This window comes from Deinococcus sp. YIM 77859, assembly GCF_000745175.1.
Taxonomy (GTDB): domain Bacteria; phylum Deinococcota; class Deinococci; order Deinococcales; family Deinococcaceae; genus Deinococcus.
The window spans coordinates 2,060,821-2,078,313 of record NZ_JQNI01000002.1 but is presented as its reverse complement, the minus strand read 5'-3'; the positions used below and the strand labels follow the sequence as shown (position 1 = coordinate 2,078,313).

Genomic DNA, 17,493 nt, shown 5'->3' with positions numbered 1-17,493 from the left:
AACGGCCGCTTAGGCTGCCGCGCGGGAGCGCCGGGGCAAGCCCAGGCCCAAGCCCGTGAAAAAGCCCCCGAGGAGCGCCAGCCCGGTCATCAGGAGCACCTGGTTGACCGGGCTGGGAAAGTCCCGGGAGCGATTGGCGTTGGCCACCGCGTGGAGCTGGTTGATGTCGATCACGTTTTTGGCGAGCAAAAAGGCCGCGACCAGGAGGATCACCACGCCCAGGAGCAGCGCGACTCGCGAGAGAACTGGCATGGCTTCAGCATACGGCTCTCCCCAACCAGGCGGTTTGCCCGTTCGTTAGGACAGGTTGGGCGTCGCCCAGGCCCGCAGCAGCGCCACCACCTCCGCTGGGCCCGCCACTCGGTACTCAGCGGCTGTCGCGCCCTCCCCCACCTTGACCGTTACGCCGCCCAAGGCCCGCAGGCGCACAAAGCCTTCCTCATCGGTCACGTCGTCACCCAGAAAGACGGGCAGGAGGCCAGGGTGCCGCTGTGCCAGACGCTCGGCCGCGCGGCCCTTGCCAAAACCGGCGGGGCGGAACTCACGGACCTTCTTCCCGGCAATCGCCTCCCAGCCGGGCGGAAGGGTGATGGCGGCCAGCTGAGCCTCCACCTCGGGCTGCCGGTCCTCGGGCACCTCGCGGGAGTGAACGGCCAGGGTCCAGCCCTTGTTCTCGGCCCGCAGGCCGGGCACCGCGGGCAGTTGCGCGGCGAGCGCGCGCAGGGCCGCAGGGTCAGCGGGCGTCATCTCCTCACCGGGCCATTCCATCCCGTGCAGGCCGACGACGGGCAGCGCGGGGAGCCCCAGAAAGGCGTGGACCTGCTCGGCCAGGCGCCCAGTGACGATGGCAACGCGGTGCCGACCCCCCGTCAGGAGGGCTTCCAGCGCCTCGCGCGCGCCGGGTTGCGGCCAGGCCTCCTCCGGGCGGGGGACGATGGGGGCCAGGGTGCCGTCATAGTCGGCCAGGACGAGCAAGGACCGCTCGCGCAGGGCCAGCAGGTCGGGCGGAACGCTCATGCCCCGGCCAACTCCGCCACGAAGCCGTCCGCCCATGCCCGCAGGTCACTCTGGCGCAGGCGACTACGCAACCGGGTGAGGCGAGCCTTTTTCTCGTCGAGGGGCATCGCCAGCGCGCGGGTCAGCGCCTCGGCCAGGCCGCTCGGATGGTAGGGGTTGACCTGCACCGCTTCCGGCAGCTCGTCGGCAGCCCCAGCAAAGCGCGAAAGAACCAGCACCCCATCCCGCGAGCAGGCGGTGAATTCCTTGGCCACCAGGTTCAGGCCGTCGCGCAGCGGGGTAACCAACATCACGTCCGCCGCGCGGTAGTGCGCAACGAGTTCCTCGCGGGGAACCCCCCGGTAGATGTACTGGATGGGCGACCAGCCGCTTTCGGTGTGCTTGCCGTTGATGCGCCCCACCAAGCCTTCGACCCGCGCCCGAAGCTGGCGGTAGGACTCGACCTGTTCACGGCTGGGCACCGCGATCTGCAGAAGGGTGACTCGTCCCCGTGCCTCGGGGTGTTGGTCCAAAAAAGCGTCAAACGCTTCCAGTCGCTCCGGGATGCCCTTGGTGTAGTCCAGACGGTCTACACCCAGCAGAATCTGGGTTTGCAGGGTGCGGCGGATACGGTCGGCCGCCTCCTCCACCTCGAGACTCGCGGCGAGCTGCTCGTATGCATCCACTTCGATGCCGATGGGGCGGTCCACCACCCGGCTGACCTGCCCCCGCCAAGAGACCGTGTCTCCTGCGGTCTCCGCATGCAGCACGCGGCGGCAGGCCGACTGGAAGTGGGAGACGTACTCGGGCGTGTGCATGCCGATCAGGTCTGCTCCGAGGATGCCGTCGAGAATCTCCTGATCCCAGGGGAGGGTACGAAACACCTCGGTGGAGGGCCAGGGAATATGCCAGAAGAAGCCGATTCGGGCTTCGGGCAACACCTCACGAATCAGGCGCGGCACCAGCGCGAGCTGATAGTCATGCACCCAGATCAGGTCGCCTGCTCGGTAGCTCTCCACAGCCGCCCGCGCGAAGCGGCGATTGACCTCCACGTAGGCGCGCCAGTTGGAGGCCAGATACTTCGCGCGCTCGATGAAGTAGTGACTCATGGGCCACAGGGCACGGTTGGCAAATCCGTAGTAGAACTCGCGCACCTCGCTCTCGCTCAGGCGAATGCGCCTCAGGCGGTAGCGGGGATCACCCTGCGGAAGGTCTACCTCGGTCACGTCGGGGTGCTCTTCCCCCCAGGCGATCCAGGTGCCGCCCGCGTGTTGTAGGGCGGGGTCGAGCGCAGCGGTCAGCCCCCCGATGGAGGCCGTCCAGGTGAGCGTTCCGTCCTCGCCCTTTTTCGGCGCGTACGGTTCACGGTTGGAGATGACGATCAGACCCACAGGTATCCTTTCCAGAACGGGGCTCAGCGCAGCAGCGAGGCGCCGCCATCCACATAGATCTCCACACCGGACACGTGCCGCCCGAGGTCAGAGGCGAGAAAGAGGCAGGTATCCGCCACGTCGACCGGCTGGCCCTGGCCCCCGTGCAGCGCGGGGTTCCCCTCCGGCAACTCCACTTCGATGCCGATTTCCTCGGTATCGCGCTCCTCGGTGCGCTCCTCGATGTTCGTCTCGATCGCGCCGGGGCACACGGCATTGCAGCGAATCCCGTGGCGGCCCAGTTCCAGCGCCACCATCTTCATCAAGGCCACCTGCCCAGCCTTGGAGGTGCTGTAGGCGGTCGCGCCGGGCGTCGAGAAGGTGCGGGTGCCGTTCACGCTGCTGGTGATGATGATGCTCCCGCCCCCTCGCCGCTTCAGGTGCGGCACGGCGAAATGCACGGTGAGGTACGTGCCCTTGAGGTTGATGCCCAGGGTTCGGTCCCACTCGTCGGGTTGCAGCTCGTCGATGGGAGCCCATACGCCGTTGATCCCAGCGTTGGCAAACACGATGTCCAGGCCGCCAAAGGCCTGCACCGCCGCTGCGATAGCCTGCCGCACCGATTCTGGGTCGCTGACGTCGCAGTGCACGTACAGGGCCTGCCCGCCCTGCCCGGTGATCTCGTTGCGGACACGCTCGCCTTCCTCCGACTGAACGTCGGCAAGAACCACTCGTGCTCCCTCCTGAGCAAAGCGGCGGGCCGTCCCTGCCCCGATGCCGCTCGCGCCCCCCGTGATGAATGCCACCTTGCCTTCCAACATGCCCATGCTGCTTCTCCTTCTGCCTCAGTCCGGCTGCCACGCGTCTTGCCCCAGGGGGAAGGACGCCGTCTCTCGGGGACAGTACGCTCCTGCACCCGCTCAGGCCTGATAACGCCCTTAGGCATCCGTTGACGCTTGCAGCCCCGGGAAGACAGAAAAACCCCGACCGCGACAACGGTCGGGACTGAAAGGCCTTTTTCTGGGTGAGGAGCTCAGCGGGTCTTGGGCGTGGGGACTGCAGGCGTCGCGGGCAGGGCGCCGTTCCCGTTCTTCCCCTTGCCCTGTCCGCTTCCCGGCTGAGCCGGTGTGGCCGGGAGGGCCGGCGTCGCGCCATTGCCCTTGCCGTTTCCATCGCCCGCGGGCAGCGCCGGAGTCACCGGAGCAGCGTTGCCGGGTACGCTGCCTTCACCCGTAGGGCAATTCCCATCGGCACTCGCGTTCACGTCGCCGTGTTCGCCGTGAGCGTTCAGCGCGTTGCGGCTCACCGTGATGGACACGTAGGAATTGGTCTCGCTGCCCGTTCGGTGACAGAGGCTGACCTTGTCGTTCCCGTTCACCGCCGCCTGCCCGCCCGCCTTGGCGGCGCCATTCATGTTACCGGTAGCGGGCTGAGGGGCGTTCACCCCGCCGCCATTCGTGTTCCCGCCGCCTGCGCTCGTGGCGGGTCCCGTGGGGCAACTCCCGTCGGCACTCGCGCTCACGTCGCCGTGTTCGCCGTGAGCGTTCAGCGCGTTGCGGCTCACCATGATGGACACGTAGGGATTGGTCTCGCTGCCCGTTCGGTGACAGAGGCTGACCTTGTCGTTCCCGTTCACCTTGGAGGTGGCGTTCGTGCGGGTGTGCACCGGCGAGGCGACCGTGTTCACCCGAACGTCCCCCGCCTGAAGGCGCCCGGTAGGCCGCAGGGGACGCACCAGGGGGAGACGGGTGGTGCGGCCGTTTTCGGTGCGAATCAGATACACGGCGGCGTTGGTGGTTCCCGAGACCGGCGTGAAGGCGCCCGCGCTGTAGGTGGCCACCGGGCGCAACTGTTCGTCAACGAGCAGGACGACCGCCCCCGCCTGAGCGCCGCGCAGCACCTCCGCAGCGCTCTCGGAGGCCGTACCGGCAGCCACCCCTGCCGCCCCACCGCGCACGGTGATCTGGCGAAGGAGGACGCTTGTTCCCGGCGTGACAGGCTGGCTGAGCGCGTAGCGGATGGACTGGTCACCGCGCTTCACGACCACATGCGTCCCCGCAGGGCTGCCGACGGGCAGGGTCACACTGGGACCGCTCAGGGTGGCCAACATCACCCCCCGCTCGCTGACGAGTGCCGCCGTGGAGCTCGTGCGGCGCAGGTCTTCCAACGTCAGAGCCCTCTCCGTCGTCGCGTTGTTCGCAGTACGGATAGGCGTGACACCGGTAGGTCCCGGAAGCGTGGCGCGGGGACCCGCTCCTCCAGCAAGAGCGGTAGCGGTGAGCATCAGGACGGCAGAGGTCAGCAGCATCTTGTTCTTCAGCATGTTTCCTTCTCCAAGAGGGGATTTGAAAAGCCGTCCGCCAATGTAGAAGGAAGCCAGCACAAGAACATTTAGCTCCGTTTTACTCGAGGATGCTCCTCCAAACCTTCAAGTTTTGACCAGTTCCTAGAGAAGCGGAGTGTTAAAAACTTCATGGACAAGACCGCCGCGGCCGCACAAGAGGGCTTGAGATCGAGCACAGCCCTGCGGAAAATGCTCCTGAGTGGCTTACGCCAGCGCGCCCTCCAGGTCGGCCTGCAAGTCTTCCAGGCTCTCCAGGCCGACGCTCATGCGGATGGTCTGCGCGCTCACACCGGCGGCGCGGCGAGCCGCTTCCGGGAGGCGGCCGTGGGTGGTTGTCCAGGGATGGACGGCCAGGGTGCGCGTGTCTCCCAGGTTGGGCGCGATGCGGATGACCTTGAGGCGGGCCAGGAACGCGGCGGGGTCGGGCACTTCGAAGGTGAGGACGGCCCCGAAGCCGCCGCGCAGGTACTTTTGGGCGAGCGCGTGATGCGGGCTGCTGCGCAGGCCGGGGTAGGACACGCCCTGCACGCGCGGGTGCCCGGACAGCCACTGCGCCAGCGCCAGGGCCGTTTCGCTCTCGCGCGTGAGGCGCAGGGCGAGCGTCTCCAGGCCCTGGGCCAGCAGGAAAGCGCTGTGCGGACTCAGGGTCATGCCCATCTGGTGGGCGCCCAGCCAACGCACCCGCCAAGCGAGGGCCTGCTCCCCGCGCTGGGAAAGCAGGCTGTTCTCGCCGCCCTCGGTGTAGATGGGGTTGCGGGTGAGGTCATGGCGGGAACCGGCAGTCACGCTGCCGCCCAGCACGCTGCCGTGCCCGCCCGCCCACTTCGTGAGCGAATGGGTCACGAGATCCGCGCCGAACTCCAGGGGGCGACAGAGGTAGCCCACACCGCCCCAGGTGTTGTCGATGCCCAAAAGCGCCCCCCGCTCGTGCGCGATCTGCGCGAGTGCCGCGAGGTCCGGCACGTCCCCGGCCGGGTTCCCGATCGTTTCCGCCCAGACCAGTCGGGTGTTGGGCCGCATCGCCGCAGCGATGGCACCGGGCGTGTTCTCGGTCAGGGTCGCGCTGATGCCCATCAGCGGCAGAATGTTGTTCAGCAAACCCGCGCTGCCACCAAACAGACTGGCGGTCGCCGCGACGTGGTCACCGGCGCGACACACGCTCAGAATCGCGGTCAGGGTGGCGGCTTGCCCGCTGGAGAGGGCGACGGTCGCCGCGCCGCCCTCCAGCGCGGTCAGGCGTTCTTCCAGGGCACGAACGGTCGGATTTTGCAGGCGGGCATAGCTGAGGCCCTGGTTGCGCGCAAACTCGTCCTGCGCCTCCTCCAGGGTGCTGAACTGGAAGGCGGCGGCCTGGTGAATCGGGAGGCCAACCGTCTCGCCCAGGCCGCGCGGGATGCCGGTCTGTACGGCCGTCGTCTCGTAACTCCAGGGGGTGTTGGCCGGGTCGACTTCGGTCGAGGGGAACTTTGTCATGTGCTCACGCTACGCGCCGCGACCGCGTGGGGTGGCGGACATGTCCGACCTGCCCGAACCCGGCTCGCCCTGCTGTTGGGCGCTGGGGGGCCTTACAGCCGCCGCGTCCTCCTCCCCGTGAGCCCGCCGAGCCCCAGCCCCAGCAGGGCAGGCAGCGTAAAGAGCAGCAGGAAGCCCGCCAGGTCGCTGTCTCCGATCATGTTCCCGAGGGGACGCCCCAAAGCGACCTGTAGGGGGCTGCCCAACCAGGCGAGCGCCGTCCAGATCCCCCCTTCTAGGCCCCGCGCCTCCGCGGCATTCTCCAGCCAGCGCACCCCCAGCAGGCCGAGCGTCTGGAGCAGCAGCGCGGGCAGCAGCACCAGAACCGCCCGCGCTCCCCTCTCCGCTCGGCCCGCCAGAAAGCCCAGCGCGAGCGGCCCCAGCACGGGCACCCAGCCCACCAGCAGGGCGACGAGCAGCAGCATGAAGGCATTCACCCAGAGCATGGCCTGAGTCTACGCCCGGCCAGCCTCTGCCTCCTCGCGTCGCGGCACCTCCCGCAGGGCCCAGCGCAGCCCCAGGGCCGTCAGCACCCCCACCCCCATCAGCGTGAGCCAGGGCAGCAGCGGCAGGCCTGCCCGCTCGCCCGCATCCATCAGGACGCCCCCCAGCAGGTTGCCGACCGCGCCACCCAGGCCCAGGCTGATCGCGCTGAAGCCGAAGTAGCTGCCGGTTAGGCCGGGCGGGGCGAGCCGGGCCGTCAGGGTCTGCTGCGTGGGGTAGACGAGCATGGTCCCCAGGCTGTAGAGCGCCACGCAGGCAAGAAGCTGCGGAAAGGTGACGGCAAAGCCCATCAGACCCAGGCTGAGGCCGACCGTCAGCACGGCGGCCACCAGCGCTGCCCGTGTTCGGACCCGGCGCTCCACGAAGCGGAGAAGCGGGTACTGAAGCAGCACCGATAGGCCCGCCGAGAGACCATACAGCGGACCCGTCGCCCCCGGTCCCGCCAGCGTGACGGCCTTGAGGGTCACGGCCACGTTGAGCTGTGTACTCAGCAGAAAATACCCCACCAGCACGAGGGTAAAGCGGCGAAAGCGGCGGTCGAGGGCGGCGGTCTTCAGCCCCGCCAGGCCGCTGCCCACCGTTCGGGCGGGGCGGATGTGGGGCAGTGTGGCGGCAAGCACCGCGCAGGCGACCAGGTACACGCTGCCCGCCGCCAGCGCTGCCGTGCGAAAGCCCAGACCGATCAGGGCCGCACCGATCAGCGGGCCCGTCACCATACCCAGGTTCCCGGAGATGCTCGTCAGGCTGAACATCCGCGCACGGTGCTCGGACGCCGTGACGGCGGCGATGGCTGCACTCTTGGGCGCGTCGAACAGGCCGCCGCCCAGCCCGGCCAGCACCGACGCGGCCAGCAGGACGGGCAGCGTGTCGGCAAAGCCCATCCACCCAAAGCCCAACGTGCGAATGAGGCACCCGCCGAGGATGAGCGGCTTGGGGCCCAGGCTGTCGGCCCAGGCCCCGCCGAACACGGTCAGGCCCTGCTGGGTGAGCTGCCGCACCCCCAACACCAGCCCCACGCTGCTCGCGGCCCAGCCCAGCCCGTCCACGAAATGCACGGTCACCAGCGGAATCACCGCAAAAAATCCACCCCACATCAGAAAATTCGCGGTGATCAGCCCGAGTTGGGCTGCCGAGAGGCGAAAGGGAACCGAGGCCGCGGGCACCGTCACGCGGGCGAGTGTACGCCTACCCGCCCACGTGCACCACCGGGCGGCGATACGCTTCGGGTTCGGCGCGGCGCAGGACCTCGTGGGTGAGGGGCGGGATGTCCCCTTCTCCGGCCAGCAGGAAGCGCAGGGCGTTGGCCGCCGGGCCTTTCTCGCTCCACTCGAAATAGATGTGTGGCGGCACGCCGGTTAGGTCACGCACGTGCAGCAGCACGGCGGCGATGGTGTTGGGGACGCTGTTCCCCCGGGCCCGCAGCACCGTGTGACGGCCCACCCGAACGCCCGTGACAGTCACCGTGTCGCTGAAATTGCTGGGATCGGTCACCGCTACCTCCAGAAAGAGGGGCGGCTCACCCTTGGGCAGGTGGGTGTCTAGCCGCACCTCCAGCTCCTTGAGGCGGTACTCGCGGGTGTTCCCGGCATTGAGGCGGTTGGCAATCAAGCGCAGCGGCAAGCCGCGCCGGCTCGCCTCCTGGACGAACCGGGCCGCTTCCGCGTCGAAGGTGACCTGCTGAACGCGCAGTTCGGTCGCGCGGCTCACACGCGAGGCCACGCTCGTGACCAGGATGGCGACGATAAACAGCAGGGCGATGGCCAGGCCCTGCGGTTGCCCGAGCACCGTGACGCCGAGCGCATAGGTAAAGAGGGCGCTGACGCCCCCAAAAAAGAGGGTGGGGCCGCGCCGCCACCTTTTCCATTCCGTCAGAAACACAGCAAAAGCTGCTGACGTCATCATGGCCAACACGCCGGTCGCGTAGGCCCCACCCTGGGCGTCCACGTTGGCGCGAAACGCCAGGGTCACCAGAAAGCAGATGGCCGTAAAGAGCAGCACCAGGGGCCGGGTGGCACGGGTCCATTCCGGGGCCATACCGTAGCGCGGCAGGTAACGTGGCACGACGTTGAGGAGCCCCGTCATGGCCGAAGCGCCCGCAAACCACAGGATCAGGATGGTCGCGACGTCATACAGGGTCCCAAAGCCCTCACCCAGGTAACGGTGCGCAAGGTAGGCCAGCGCGCGGCTGTTGGCCTCTCCAGCGGGCTTGCTGACCGTCACGGTCGCTACCGGAGAGCCCGGCGTGACCGCGACCGTCAGGGGCACCGGACCGCCCACCGTCTGTGCCCGAACCGTAAAGGACGCCGGTTCACCTGCCGCAGCGCTCGCGGGCAGAGGCAGGGTATACAGCACGCGCGGCGTCTGCGCGTCGTCCAGCGGCACATTGACGGTTGCTCGGCCCGCCGCGAGGTCAGAAGCATTCACCGGATGCGTGTAGGTGATCGCGGGCCAAAAGGCGGCGGCGGGCGTCAGGAGGGTACTCGCCAGAGACGAGGTGAGCAGCAGGGTTCCAGAGATCAGGGCAGCGGCGGTCAGCAGCTTCTGGGTGTTGTGAATGCGGCCCAGCGGTTTGGCCGGTGTGTCGTCTGGTCGGCCCCGAACAAGGGGCATCACCAGCACGCCGGTTTCAAAGCCGCTCATGCCCAGGGCCAAACGCGGAAAGACCAGCGCAGCCGCGCCGATCAGGGCGAGCGGCGAAACGTAGGTCTGCCGCAGCCCGGTCCACCAGTCGCTCACCAGGTGCGGATGGGTCAAAAGCTCCAGCAGGCCGCGTCCCACCAGAATGACGTTGAGGCCCACGTACAGCGCCACCAGCGCCACGGCGATGCCGATCGCCTCTTGAAAGCCCTTGAGAAACACGGCGCCCAGCAGGGCGATCAGGGCGAGCGTCACGGGAACCTGGGTGCCCGCCAGAGCTGTTTTGAGAAGAGGATTTTCGATGAGGTGGGCCGCCGCGTCTGCTGCCGAGAGGGTGATCGTCACGATAAATCCGGTGGCAATAAACCCGAGCAGACTGAGCACGAGCAGCTTGCTGGGCCAGTAGGTCAGCAGCCGCTCGAGCATGCTGACCGAGCCGTCACCGTGCGGGCTTTCGTGGGCGACCCGGCGGTACATCGGCAGGGCACCAAACAGCATCACGGCCACCAGCACCAGTGTCGCCACCGGGGAGAGAGCGCCCGCCGCCAGAAAGGCGATGCCCGGCGCGTACCCCAGACTGGAAAAGTAGTCCACGCCGGTGAGGCACATCACCTGCCACCAGGGATGCTTGTGGTGCTGGGCCTGCGCGGCCTGCTCTGCCTCGTAGAAGCCCTCGCGTTCAGGAGGCTCGGTTTCCAGAAACCAGCGCATCAGGGCACTGGGCGGCGACGTGTCGGACATACACCCAAGCTAAGAAAGTGCCTCCCCGGCGTCACTGGCCAGGTGGCCAAAGCAACGGGGGCACGCAGCCGCTAAGCTAGACGGTTATGAAGGCTGTCCCCGCGTTTCCTCCCGCGACAGCGGGGCGGCGCGAGCAGGTGCAGACCGTGCCGACCTTGGCGGTGCTGCTCGCGGCCCTGATCACGCTGGCGGACCTGCTCACGCCCCCCACCCTGGTGGTGGGCACGCTGCTCACCGCGCCGGTGGCCCTAGCGGCGCTGGGCGGCTCGCGCCGCTTCACCCTGGGCCTGCTCGCGTTTGCGGTGCTCGCCAATGTGGTGGCGGGCGCGCTCCATTTCCAAGCCGGGGAGCCGCCCACCACGGACCTGCTGAACCGCGGCATCAGCGTGCTGGCCACCCTCCTGGTCGGTGGGCTGACCCTGCGCGCCCGTACCGCCTCACAGCGCGCCGCGTGGCTGGCCGCCGAACAGCGCCGCAGCGAGCAGGAGCGCGCCCTGCGCACCCTGGTGCAAACCGTCAGCGGGCCCTATGGCGAGGCGGAGTTCGTGGCCCGCGCTGCCCAGGGCCTGTGCGTCTTGAGCGGGGCGCAGGCGGTGGAGATCGGCTGCGTGAGGCGGGGCTTTTTGCGAGCACCCCACGCCACATTTCCGCCGGAGGCACCCCACCACCTCAATACCCATCTTCCCCTGGACCTGCTGGTGCGTCCCCCCGATGCGGGCACCGTCTGGCGAGCTGCGGACGGCGAACACCTCCTCGCGACGCTGGCACGGCAAGACGGTGACCTGTGGGTTCGGGTACAGCGCCCGCAGGTGAGCCCCGAAGCACTCGCCGAGGCGATAGCGGCCCTTCAGCCGCTGCTGGAGCGCACCGCCCTCCTCGACAGCCTCGCGGCGCAGCGGGCGCAACTGGCTGAACAGGGTGAAGTGGTGCGCGACCTGATCTACGCCTTTTCACACGACCTGCGCACGCCGCTCCTGGCAAACGCCCTGCACATCGACCAGGCCCTGCGGGGTGCCTACGGCCCTTTGCCCGAGGAGTACCGCCGCGCCCTGCAACATGGCCTCGATGCCAACGACGCCCTGCTGTCCCTGGCTGATCAGCTCCTCACCGTCGCCCGCTATGAAGGGGGAGAGGCCGCCGAGGAACCGCAGGAGGTGAACATGCGCGACGTGGTGCTGGGGGTCGTGGAGCAGTTGCGGCCCCGGGCCCAGGCCCGTGACGTGACCTTCGAGCTCCACCTGCACAGCGTGCGGGTCGAAGGCTCGCGCCACGACCTGCGCCGCGCGGTTCAGAACCTGCTGGACAACGCCATCAAGTTCAGCCCGCCGGGCGGGACCGTCACCGTCGAGCTGGGGTTGGATCTGGATGACGCCCGCTTGCGCGTCACCGACGAGGGCCCCGGAGTCCCCCCCAGCCGTGAAGCCACCCTGTTTCAGCGGTTCCGCGGGGGAGGAGCAGGGGGCGGCAGCGGCCTGGGCCTCTACCTGGTTCGCCGCATCGCAGAAGCGCATGGAGGCAGCGTGCACTACCAGCGCACCGCTCGGGCCAAAACTGTCTTTTCCCTGTTGCTGGCAGGGGGACGCGCCGGATGAGTGCTGCCGTCATTCGGGTCCTGCTGGTGGAAGACCACGCCTTTACCCGTGATGCCCTGCGGGTCGCGGTGAACTTTGAGCCGGACCTGCGCGTGGTGGCCGAGGCGCGCAGCGGCGAGGAGGCGCTGGAAATCCTCCCCCGTACCCCCGTCGACGTCGCCGTACTCGATATCGGCCTGCCGGGCATGGACGGCATTCAAACCGCAGGAGAGATCAAGCGTGGCTGGCCCAGCACGCGCGTGGTGATGCTCACCGCCCACGACCTGCGGGCCGAAGTTCTCGCTGCCCTGGCTTCCGGCGCAGACGCCTACTGCCTCAAACGTGCCCGCCCCAATCTGCTCCTGCTGGCTATTCGGGCCGCTGCGACCGGCAGCGCCTACCTCGATCCCCAGATTGCCCATCACGTTCTGGGCGCCGTGCGCGCGCCGGGGCCTCCGGTGAATCTTCTGCCGCGTGAGCTGGAGGTGTTGCGCCTGATCGCCGAGGGCCTGAGCAACCGTGACATCGCCGAGCACCTCCAGATCAGTGTCAGCAGCGTCAAGCTTCACGTGCAGGAGCTTCTGATCAAGCTGCAAGCCTCCGACCGCACCCAGGCCGCCGTCAAGGCGCTGCGCCAGGGCCTGCTCTGATCGCGGCGCAAACCCCTACCCTGTTCGCCATGACCCCCGAACTCCTGACCCTCGCGCCCGGCATCCACGCGCTGCCCGCCGCCGTCAACAGCCTCCTGCTCGAAGATGGCCGGGGCGGGGCACTCGTGGTGGACACCGGCCTGGACGACAGTCACGCACGCAAGCTGCTGCGGGCGCTGACGGCGGCAGGGCTGCGGCCAACCGCCATCCTCAATACCCACAGCCACGCGGACCACCACGGCGGGAACGCCTTTCTCCTCCGGCGCTTTCCCGAGCTGGAGGTCTACGCGCCGCCACTGGAGGCCGCCGTCATCCACCACCCCATCCTGGAACCCCTGATGCTGTTCGGCGCGCGTCCGCCCCGCGAACTCCAGACCAAATTCCTGCTCGCGCCCGCCAGCCCGGCCCGGCCCCTTCCCCAGTCCGGCCCGCAGCGCCTGGGCGGGGTAGAGGTCGAACTGCTTGACGTCTCCGGCCACGCCGTCCAGATGTACGCCGTGCGTGTGGGAGACGTGCTGTACGCCGCCGACGCCCTCTTTGGGCCGGACGCGCTGGGCAAGCATCCCCTCACCTTCTGCGCCGACTCGCGCGCACAGAAGGAGGCCGCGACACGGCTGGGCACGCTGGAGGGCGTGCGGGTGGTGCTTCCCGGCCACGGCGCGCCTACGGGGGACCTCCGCGGGCTGGTGGCCGCCAACCTCGCTGCCTACACCCGCACGACGCGGGCGGTCCTGGACGCCGTGCGGGCAGGTGCAGCTCCGGTGGACGAGGTGCTCGCCCGGGTATGCGGCGCCCTGGGCGTGGAGATGGCCCACGCTGGGGCCGCCGTGCTCAACCGTGCGGTGGTGAGCGCCCACCTTACCGAACTGTTGGAGGAGGGCGCCGTCACCCTGGCCCTGGAGGGAAATCGCCTGCTGTTCCAGCCCGTCTGAGGAAACTCAGGACTTGGGCCCCCCATACTCGCGGCGTTCGTGCAGGAGGGGGAGCGCCCACCACACGCCCAGCAGCAGCAGGGCGATGGCGCCCGGTGCGATCCAGGCGAATGCGCCCGGCAGCACCTGCGCCGCGACCAGGCGGGTAGCCAGCACCAGGGTGAGTGACATCAACACCGCGCCGCCGCGAACCAGCCGGGTCGCCGTGGCCTTGAACTGTTCGGGATGCCGCATGGGGCGGCGCAGGTAGTGGTGCAGGGCCGGGGCGCTGAGCAGCACCAGACTGATGAGCGAGCAGAGAAAGGTCGCCGCGTACACCCACCGCTCGGAGGCCAGCAGGTCGCGGAAACTGGCGTTAAACGGCAGGATGATCAGAAAACTGGTGAGCACCTGCGCGCCCTGAAGCAGGATGCGCAGCTCGTCGAGCAGGGCAGACAGGGTGTCCGTCTCCGGCGTACCAGCCATGTAACGGTCAGCATAGCCGAGGGAGGAGCGCATAGTCCTCTACGCCGTCCCCCTGCCCAGGCTCAGCGTCCGGGTTGGGTCTCCAGCACCAGCTCAGCAAGCGCCAGGGCCGCCGGGTCAGGCGTCCCTTCACTCCAGGTGAGCTGGACCGGCTGTTGCGGGTACTTATTCTCATACTGCCGCTGGTAGGCGGCGAGATGCGCCCGAAAGGTCTCCGGAGAGCGCTGTACGGCCACCGCCAGGGCCTGCACGGCGTGGAGCCGCCGTGGGTCCTGCTCATCGGGGACATGCCACACCGGGTGCGGCTGGCCGGGGACGGGTGGACTGACCTGGAGGGGCAAGGCCTGGGCGACCAAACGCGCGGCCTCGTCGGGAGGAGTCGTCATGTCTCATGCTAGCCAGAGGGCTTTTGCGGCGGCGAAAAGAATTTCTGAAGGGAAGGACAAGCGTGAAGAAACCCGTTATGGGCGTGCCCGGGTGGGCGGCGTAGGGTGAACGCATGACCAGAACGAGCAAGGCGAGCAAGACAGGCGGAACGCGCAAGCGGGGCACGAGCACGCCGGTGGAGCAGGACCAAGCCATGCAGGACCAGGCCGCCCCGGAGCGGGGGCGGGCGCAGGACACCTCGGCTCAGGGCGCGCCCGGCGTTCCTGCCGAGGGCGAAGCCAAGGCCGACGCGGCGCACCTGAACACGGTCAATAACCAGCTGGTGGACCACGGGTACCTCACCGAGGAGGAATTCCGCACGGTGAGCGAGGCCCTGCAGCGCAACCTCGCCACCACCATCAGCCTGTATCTCAAGTTCAAGAAGTACCACTGGGATATCCGGGGCCGCTTCTTCCGCGACCTGCACCTCGCCTACGACGAGTTCATCGAGGAGATCTTTCCGGGGATCGACGAGCAGGCCGAGCGCCTTGTCGCGCTGGGCGGCAGCCCCATCGCCGCTCCCGGAGACATCGAACGCTTCAGCATGATCCGCGTGCCCACCGAGACCGTCCGCGACGCCCGCACCCAGGTCGAGGACCTTGTGGCCGACCTCACCCGCATCGGCAAAGGTTACCGCGACGACTCGCAAACCGCCGACGAGGCCAACGATCCGGCGACGGCCGACATGTTTAACGGCTACGCGGCCCGCATCGACAAGATCCGCTGGATGCTCCAGGCCATGCTGGACGACGACCGCATGAACTGAAGGATGAACCCAGAAGGGCGGGCGGCGCTGGGGCACTTGCGTGCCTTTTCGCTGCTCGCCGTAGCGCCCCAGCATGTCCCGCAAGTTTGACTACTCCCTCGACTACGCCCACCTCGACCTACGGGCCCACCCCGAGCTGTACCGGGTGGGCGTAGGAGAACAGGGCGTCTTGCTGGTTCAGCCCTACAAGGCCGAGCTGTTGCCGCACTGGCGCTTTGCCACACCGGAGCTGGCGCGGGTGAGCAGCGAAACGATCTACCGGATGTTCTTGGAGTACCTGGAAGCCGGGGATTTCGTGGGGGCCGATATGGCGCGGAAGTTCTTGCAGATGGGCTTTACCCGGGCGCGGCGGTATGCCAACCACAAGGGGGGCCGCAAGTACGCCGGACCGGTCCCCGCGGACCGCAGGGGCCAAAGCGGCGCACACGGACGCCCCGAACTGCCCCGGTCGCCAGAAGACCCAGCGAAGGCCGAAGCGGCCCGCCTCTTCAAGGCGAAGTGGGATCAGGCCGAGGCCAACGAGACCTACGCCCGCCTGAAACGGGAACACCGGGCGCGCTACGGGTAGCGCGCGCTGCAAACCGGTCCTCACCCGAAGGCGAGCTGATCTTTATGGAGACCGGGGGGAGACCTGCGGGCAGGCAAGATGAAGGAGTGAGGCCTTCCCCTTCTTCCAAGCGCGAGTGGTTCAGCGAGCTGATCGGCCGGACCCGCTTCGTGGTGCTGATCGCCGTGATCGCGGTGCTGCTCGTGGCGTTTAGCCTGTTTCTACAGGGCACCCTCCTGGCCCTGTATACCGTCTATGAGACGTGGCACGACATGTTCACCCGCGGCGTGGCAAGTCAATCCGGAACCCTGGCGGTGGAGTTCTTGGAGGTCGTGGGGACCATGCTCAAGGCCGTCGTGTTTTACCTGATCGGCGTAGGGCTGTATTCGCTTTTCATCCGGCCGCTGAACCTGACCTCGGCGCTGGGCGTAGAGACCCTCTCGGACCTGGAACAGAAGGTCGTATCGGTGGTGATCGTGATTCTGGGCGTGACGTTCCTGGAACACTTCATCCGTTGGGAGAATGCGCGGGAAACGCTGTACTTCGCGGGGGCGCTCGCTTTGGCGGGCGGCGCGCTGGTGTTCTTCCAACGGGTGCACCGCGGGCAGGGCAGTGACCTCCAGCAGCCCGAGGCCAAGTTGCGTGCCCGCCGCGAACTGTTCGAGCACGACTCGGAACAGCGCCACATTGAGGAACAGGACGTGCAGCGCGCCGAACAGGCGACCCAGGCCAAAGTGGCTGGGCGAGTCAGTGCTGAGGAGGGGGCGGAGTGACCGCCTCCTTGCCCTCACCCGCCTGACCCAGCGCCAGCCGCACCTGCGCAAGGTGGTGACGCAGATGCCAGTCGTGCTTGGCCAGAAGCCGCCATAGGTCCTGTTCACCTTCTTGCGGATGGAGGACGCGCCGAGCGAACAGGGCTGGGTCAAGGCCGCGCAGCAGTGCTCCCCAACGCACATTCACAGCGTCCATCAGCGCCAGCGCCGCCTCGACCGGAAGCGCTGCGTCGGGCAGCATCAGCCAGCCCTGCTGGTCGAAGGGCTGAATCACGTATTCCTCCGCCGTGAGGCTATACCGCAGCCGGTTGAGGCCGTGAACATGCGCGTCCGCCGCGTGATGGGCGAGCTGCCGCACCGTCCACGCCCCGGGGCGATAGGTGCGGCCCAACTCCGCCTCATCCCGCCCGGTCAGGGCCTCGCGCCACGCACGGCCCGCCGCCTCCATCCGCGCCGCCACAGCCTCCAGTGTCGCCCGGTCGCGCCCAGGCAAGTCTTGAACTGGGCCGATGGGATACCGCCTCGCCTCCAGGTCAGGGGACATGAACCGAGTATCGCGCAGGTTGAAGCCCACGCGTTAAGCTCACCCCATGCTGACCTTTGCCGAGGCGGCCCGGCAGCCTGCCGCCGTGGTCGGGGCCGAGACGCACCGTCTGGCCGCGCACCCGGAACGCGTTCCGGCCGCCATGCTCCTGCCCGCGGCCTTCGAGGAGGCGTTTTACCGGGCGGCCAACCTGCCCGAGCAGCTTTCGCGTCTGCTCGCCCCCGTGAAGCCTGACCGCCTTGACGAGGACCTGCTGGAGGCCCTGTCTCCCCGCGCCGAGGCCCTGATTCGCACGAGCTACCTGGAAGACGACGCCGTGCAGCTCTTTTACCGAGCGCTGGGCCATGCGGGCCTGAGCCGGGGCCCACTGCACGTGCGTCGCCCCGGAGGGCGCGAGGTCGAAACAGCGCAGGTCTCTCCGCCCGGCACCGCCGCCCTGCAGGCGGTCAAACGCCTGTGGGCCCGCGACTGGACCTTCGAGGCGCTGCTCGCTCGGCTGGACAACACCGGCAGCATCGGTTTGGAAGCTCGTCCCACGCTGCTGCTGGCGGGTCCGCCGGGCACGCCGGACCCGGGGCTGGCCGCCGAGCTAGGCGTTGAGCTGGCTCTGATCAACACGCTGGGGCTGGTCGGCCTGCCGTAGCCGAGCCGGGGTGTTCGACGATTCCGGTTGAATCCCTGTGAATCCCAACCGGCGGGAGAAGGAAAAAGGACG

Annotated in this window: 19 protein-coding genes; 7 read left to right on the top strand and 12 right to left on the bottom strand. The window is 68.3% G+C overall.

Annotated features, from left to right (window positions below; genetic code table 11):
• Positions 1 to 9: 9 nt before the first annotated feature.
• From EI73_RS10285 to EI73_RS10245, 9 genes are all read right to left on the bottom strand, one after another.
• The gene (locus EI73_RS10285) at positions 10 to 252 is read right to left on the bottom strand and encodes a hypothetical protein (protein ID WP_034386484.1); all 243 of its coding nucleotides are present in this window, start codon (positions 250 to 252) and stop codon (positions 10 to 12) included.
• Between the two features lie 45 nt (positions 253 to 297).
• Complete coding sequence (gene otsB, locus EI73_RS10280) at positions 298 to 1,017, bottom strand: trehalose-phosphatase (protein ID WP_051935484.1); 720 nt, start codon at positions 1,015 to 1,017, stop codon at positions 298 to 300.
• A complete protein-coding gene (locus EI73_RS10275) occupies positions 1,014 to 2,387 on the bottom strand; it encodes a trehalose-6-phosphate synthase (protein ID WP_051935483.1) in 1,374 nt (457 codons plus the stop codon). Before EI73_RS10275 ends, otsB begins: the two co-directional genes overlap by 4 nt.
• A gap of 23 nt (positions 2,388 to 2,410) precedes the next feature.
• The gene (locus EI73_RS10270; protein WP_034386481.1) at positions 2,411 to 3,193 is read right to left on the bottom strand and encodes an SDR family NAD(P)-dependent oxidoreductase; all 783 of its coding nucleotides are present in this window, start codon (positions 3,191 to 3,193) and stop codon (positions 2,411 to 2,413) included.
• A gap of 206 nt (positions 3,194 to 3,399) precedes the next feature.
• Complete coding sequence (locus tag EI73_RS10265) at positions 3,400 to 4,689, bottom strand: hypothetical protein (RefSeq protein ID WP_034386478.1); 1,290 nt, start codon at positions 4,687 to 4,689, stop codon at positions 3,400 to 3,402.
• Positions 4,690 to 4,914: 225 nt separating this feature from the next.
• On the bottom strand, positions 4,915 to 6,183 hold the full coding sequence (locus EI73_RS10260; RefSeq protein WP_034386476.1) for an O-acetylhomoserine aminocarboxypropyltransferase/cysteine synthase family protein: 1,269 nt from the start codon (positions 6,181 to 6,183) through the stop codon (positions 4,915 to 4,917).
• Between the two features lie 92 nt (positions 6,184 to 6,275).
• On the bottom strand, positions 6,276 to 6,668 hold the full coding sequence (locus tag EI73_RS10255; protein ID WP_034386473.1) for a hypothetical protein: 393 nt from the start codon (positions 6,666 to 6,668) through the stop codon (positions 6,276 to 6,278).
• 9 nt (positions 6,669 to 6,677) lie between these two features.
• Positions 6,678 to 7,895, bottom strand: a complete 1,218-nt coding sequence (locus tag EI73_RS10250; RefSeq protein ID WP_034386469.1) for an MFS transporter — start codon at positions 7,893 to 7,895, stop codon at positions 6,678 to 6,680.
• Positions 7,896 to 7,911: 16 nt separating this feature from the next.
• On the bottom strand, positions 7,912 to 10,104 hold the full coding sequence (locus tag EI73_RS10245) for a hypothetical protein (protein ID WP_034386466.1): 2,193 nt from the start codon (positions 10,102 to 10,104) through the stop codon (positions 7,912 to 7,914).
• A gap of 86 nt (positions 10,105 to 10,190) precedes the next feature.
• Between EI73_RS10245 and EI73_RS10240 the strand changes: the two genes are divergently transcribed.
• Genes EI73_RS10240 through EI73_RS10230 form a run of 3 tightly spaced genes read left to right on the top strand, consistent with a single transcriptional unit; the run spans position 10,191 to position 13,257 of the window.
• The gene (locus EI73_RS10240) at positions 10,191 to 11,696 is read left to right on the top strand and encodes an ATP-binding protein (RefSeq protein WP_081909002.1); all 1,506 of its coding nucleotides are present in this window, start codon (positions 10,191 to 10,193) and stop codon (positions 11,694 to 11,696) included.
• Positions 11,693 to 12,325 carry a response regulator transcription factor gene (locus tag EI73_RS10235; protein WP_034386464.1) on the top strand — a complete coding sequence of 211 codons (633 nt, stop codon included), beginning with the start codon at positions 11,693 to 11,695 and terminating at the stop codon, positions 12,323 to 12,325. The genes EI73_RS10240 and EI73_RS10235 overlap by 4 nt, the downstream gene beginning before the upstream one ends.
• 29 nt (positions 12,326 to 12,354) lie before the next feature.
• Positions 12,355 to 13,257: an MBL fold metallo-hydrolase gene (locus EI73_RS10230; protein WP_034386461.1), complete on the top strand. Its 903-nt coding sequence runs from the start codon at positions 12,355 to 12,357 to the stop codon at positions 13,255 to 13,257.
• Between the two features lie 6 nt (positions 13,258 to 13,263).
• Here the strand turns inward: EI73_RS10230 and EI73_RS15645 are convergent, their stop codons facing one another.
• The gene (locus tag EI73_RS15645; RefSeq protein WP_156103510.1) at positions 13,264 to 13,722 is read right to left on the bottom strand and encodes a DUF6328 family protein; all 459 of its coding nucleotides are present in this window, start codon (positions 13,720 to 13,722) and stop codon (positions 13,264 to 13,266) included.
• 62 nt (positions 13,723 to 13,784) lie between these two features.
• On the bottom strand, positions 13,785 to 14,108 hold the full coding sequence (locus EI73_RS10220; protein WP_034386458.1) for a hypothetical protein: 324 nt from the start codon (positions 14,106 to 14,108) through the stop codon (positions 13,785 to 13,787).
• A gap of 113 nt (positions 14,109 to 14,221) precedes the next feature.
• Between EI73_RS10220 and EI73_RS10215 the strand changes: the two genes are divergently transcribed.
• The 3 genes from EI73_RS10215 (at position 14,222) to EI73_RS10205 (ending at position 16,234) form a co-directional block, all read left to right on the top strand.
• The gene (locus EI73_RS10215; protein ID WP_034386455.1) at positions 14,222 to 14,914 is read left to right on the top strand and encodes a DNA starvation/stationary phase protection protein; all 693 of its coding nucleotides are present in this window, start codon (positions 14,222 to 14,224) and stop codon (positions 14,912 to 14,914) included.
• Between the two features lie 73 nt (positions 14,915 to 14,987).
• Complete coding sequence (locus tag EI73_RS10210; protein ID WP_034386453.1) at positions 14,988 to 15,482, top strand: DUF4385 domain-containing protein; 495 nt, start codon at positions 14,988 to 14,990, stop codon at positions 15,480 to 15,482.
• Between the two features lie 86 nt (positions 15,483 to 15,568).
• Positions 15,569 to 16,234 carry a YqhA family protein gene (locus tag EI73_RS10205; protein ID WP_034386450.1) on the top strand — a complete coding sequence of 222 codons (666 nt, stop codon included), beginning with the start codon at positions 15,569 to 15,571 and terminating at the stop codon, positions 16,232 to 16,234.
• Here the strand turns inward: EI73_RS10205 and EI73_RS10200 are convergent.
• Positions 16,209 to 16,778 (bottom strand): DinB family protein, encoded by a 570-nt coding sequence (locus EI73_RS10200; protein ID WP_034388076.1) that lies wholly within the window; start codon positions 16,776 to 16,778, stop codon positions 16,209 to 16,211. The two genes, EI73_RS10205 and EI73_RS10200, sit on opposite strands and share 26 nt — an antisense overlap.
• Positions 16,779 to 16,824: 46 nt before the next feature.
• Between EI73_RS10200 and EI73_RS10195 the strand changes: the two genes are divergently transcribed.
• A complete protein-coding gene (locus tag EI73_RS10195; protein ID WP_034386448.1) occupies positions 16,825 to 17,421 on the top strand; it encodes a hypothetical protein in 597 nt (198 codons plus the stop codon).
• Positions 17,422 to 17,493 lie beyond the last annotated feature (72 nt).

Excerpts from the sequence above, each read along its gene's own strand:
- otsB (WP_051935484.1), bottom strand. The coding sequence starts at position 1,017 with ATGAGCGTTCCGCCCGACCTGCTGGCCCTGCGCGAGCGGTCCTTGCTC.
- EI73_RS10285 (WP_034386484.1), bottom strand. The coding sequence starts at position 252 with ATGCCAGTTCTCTCGCGAGTCGCGCTGCTCCTGGGCGTGGTGATCCTC.
- EI73_RS10230 (WP_034386461.1), top strand. The coding sequence starts at position 12,355 with ATGACCCCCGAACTCCTGACCCTCGCGCCCGGCATCCACGCGCTGCCC.
- EI73_RS10220 (WP_034386458.1), bottom strand. The coding sequence starts at position 14,108 with ATGACGACTCCTCCCGACGAGGCCGCGCGTTTGGTCGCCCAGGCCTTG.
- EI73_RS10200 (WP_034388076.1), bottom strand. The coding sequence starts at position 16,778 with ATGTCCCCTGACCTGGAGGCGAGGCGGTATCCCATCGGCCCAGTTCAA.
- EI73_RS10215 (WP_034386455.1), top strand. The coding sequence starts at position 14,222 with ATGACCAGAACGAGCAAGGCGAGCAAGACAGGCGGAACGCGCAAGCGG.
- EI73_RS10260 (WP_034386476.1), bottom strand. The coding sequence starts at position 6,183 with ATGACAAAGTTCCCCTCGACCGAAGTCGACCCGGCCAACACCCCCTGG.
- EI73_RS10245 (WP_034386466.1), bottom strand. The coding sequence starts at position 10,104 with ATGTCCGACACGTCGCCGCCCAGTGCCCTGATGCGCTGGTTTCTGGAA.
- EI73_RS15645 (WP_156103510.1), bottom strand. The coding sequence starts at position 13,722 with ATGGCTGGTACGCCGGAGACGGACACCCTGTCTGCCCTGCTCGACGAG.
- EI73_RS10195 (WP_034386448.1), top strand. The coding sequence starts at position 16,825 with ATGCTGACCTTTGCCGAGGCGGCCCGGCAGCCTGCCGCCGTGGTCGGG.
- EI73_RS10270 (WP_034386481.1), bottom strand. The coding sequence starts at position 3,193 with ATGGGCATGTTGGAAGGCAAGGTGGCATTCATCACGGGGGGCGCGAGC.
- EI73_RS10265 (WP_034386478.1), bottom strand. The coding sequence starts at position 4,689 with ATGCTGAAGAACAAGATGCTGCTGACCTCTGCCGTCCTGATGCTCACC.
- EI73_RS10240 (WP_081909002.1), top strand. The coding sequence starts at position 10,191 with ATGAAGGCTGTCCCCGCGTTTCCTCCCGCGACAGCGGGGCGGCGCGAG.
- EI73_RS10235 (WP_034386464.1), top strand. The coding sequence starts at position 11,693 with ATGAGTGCTGCCGTCATTCGGGTCCTGCTGGTGGAAGACCACGCCTTT.
- EI73_RS10255 (WP_034386473.1), bottom strand. The coding sequence starts at position 6,668 with ATGCTCTGGGTGAATGCCTTCATGCTGCTGCTCGTCGCCCTGCTGGTG.
- EI73_RS10210 (WP_034386453.1), top strand. The coding sequence starts at position 14,988 with ATGTCCCGCAAGTTTGACTACTCCCTCGACTACGCCCACCTCGACCTA.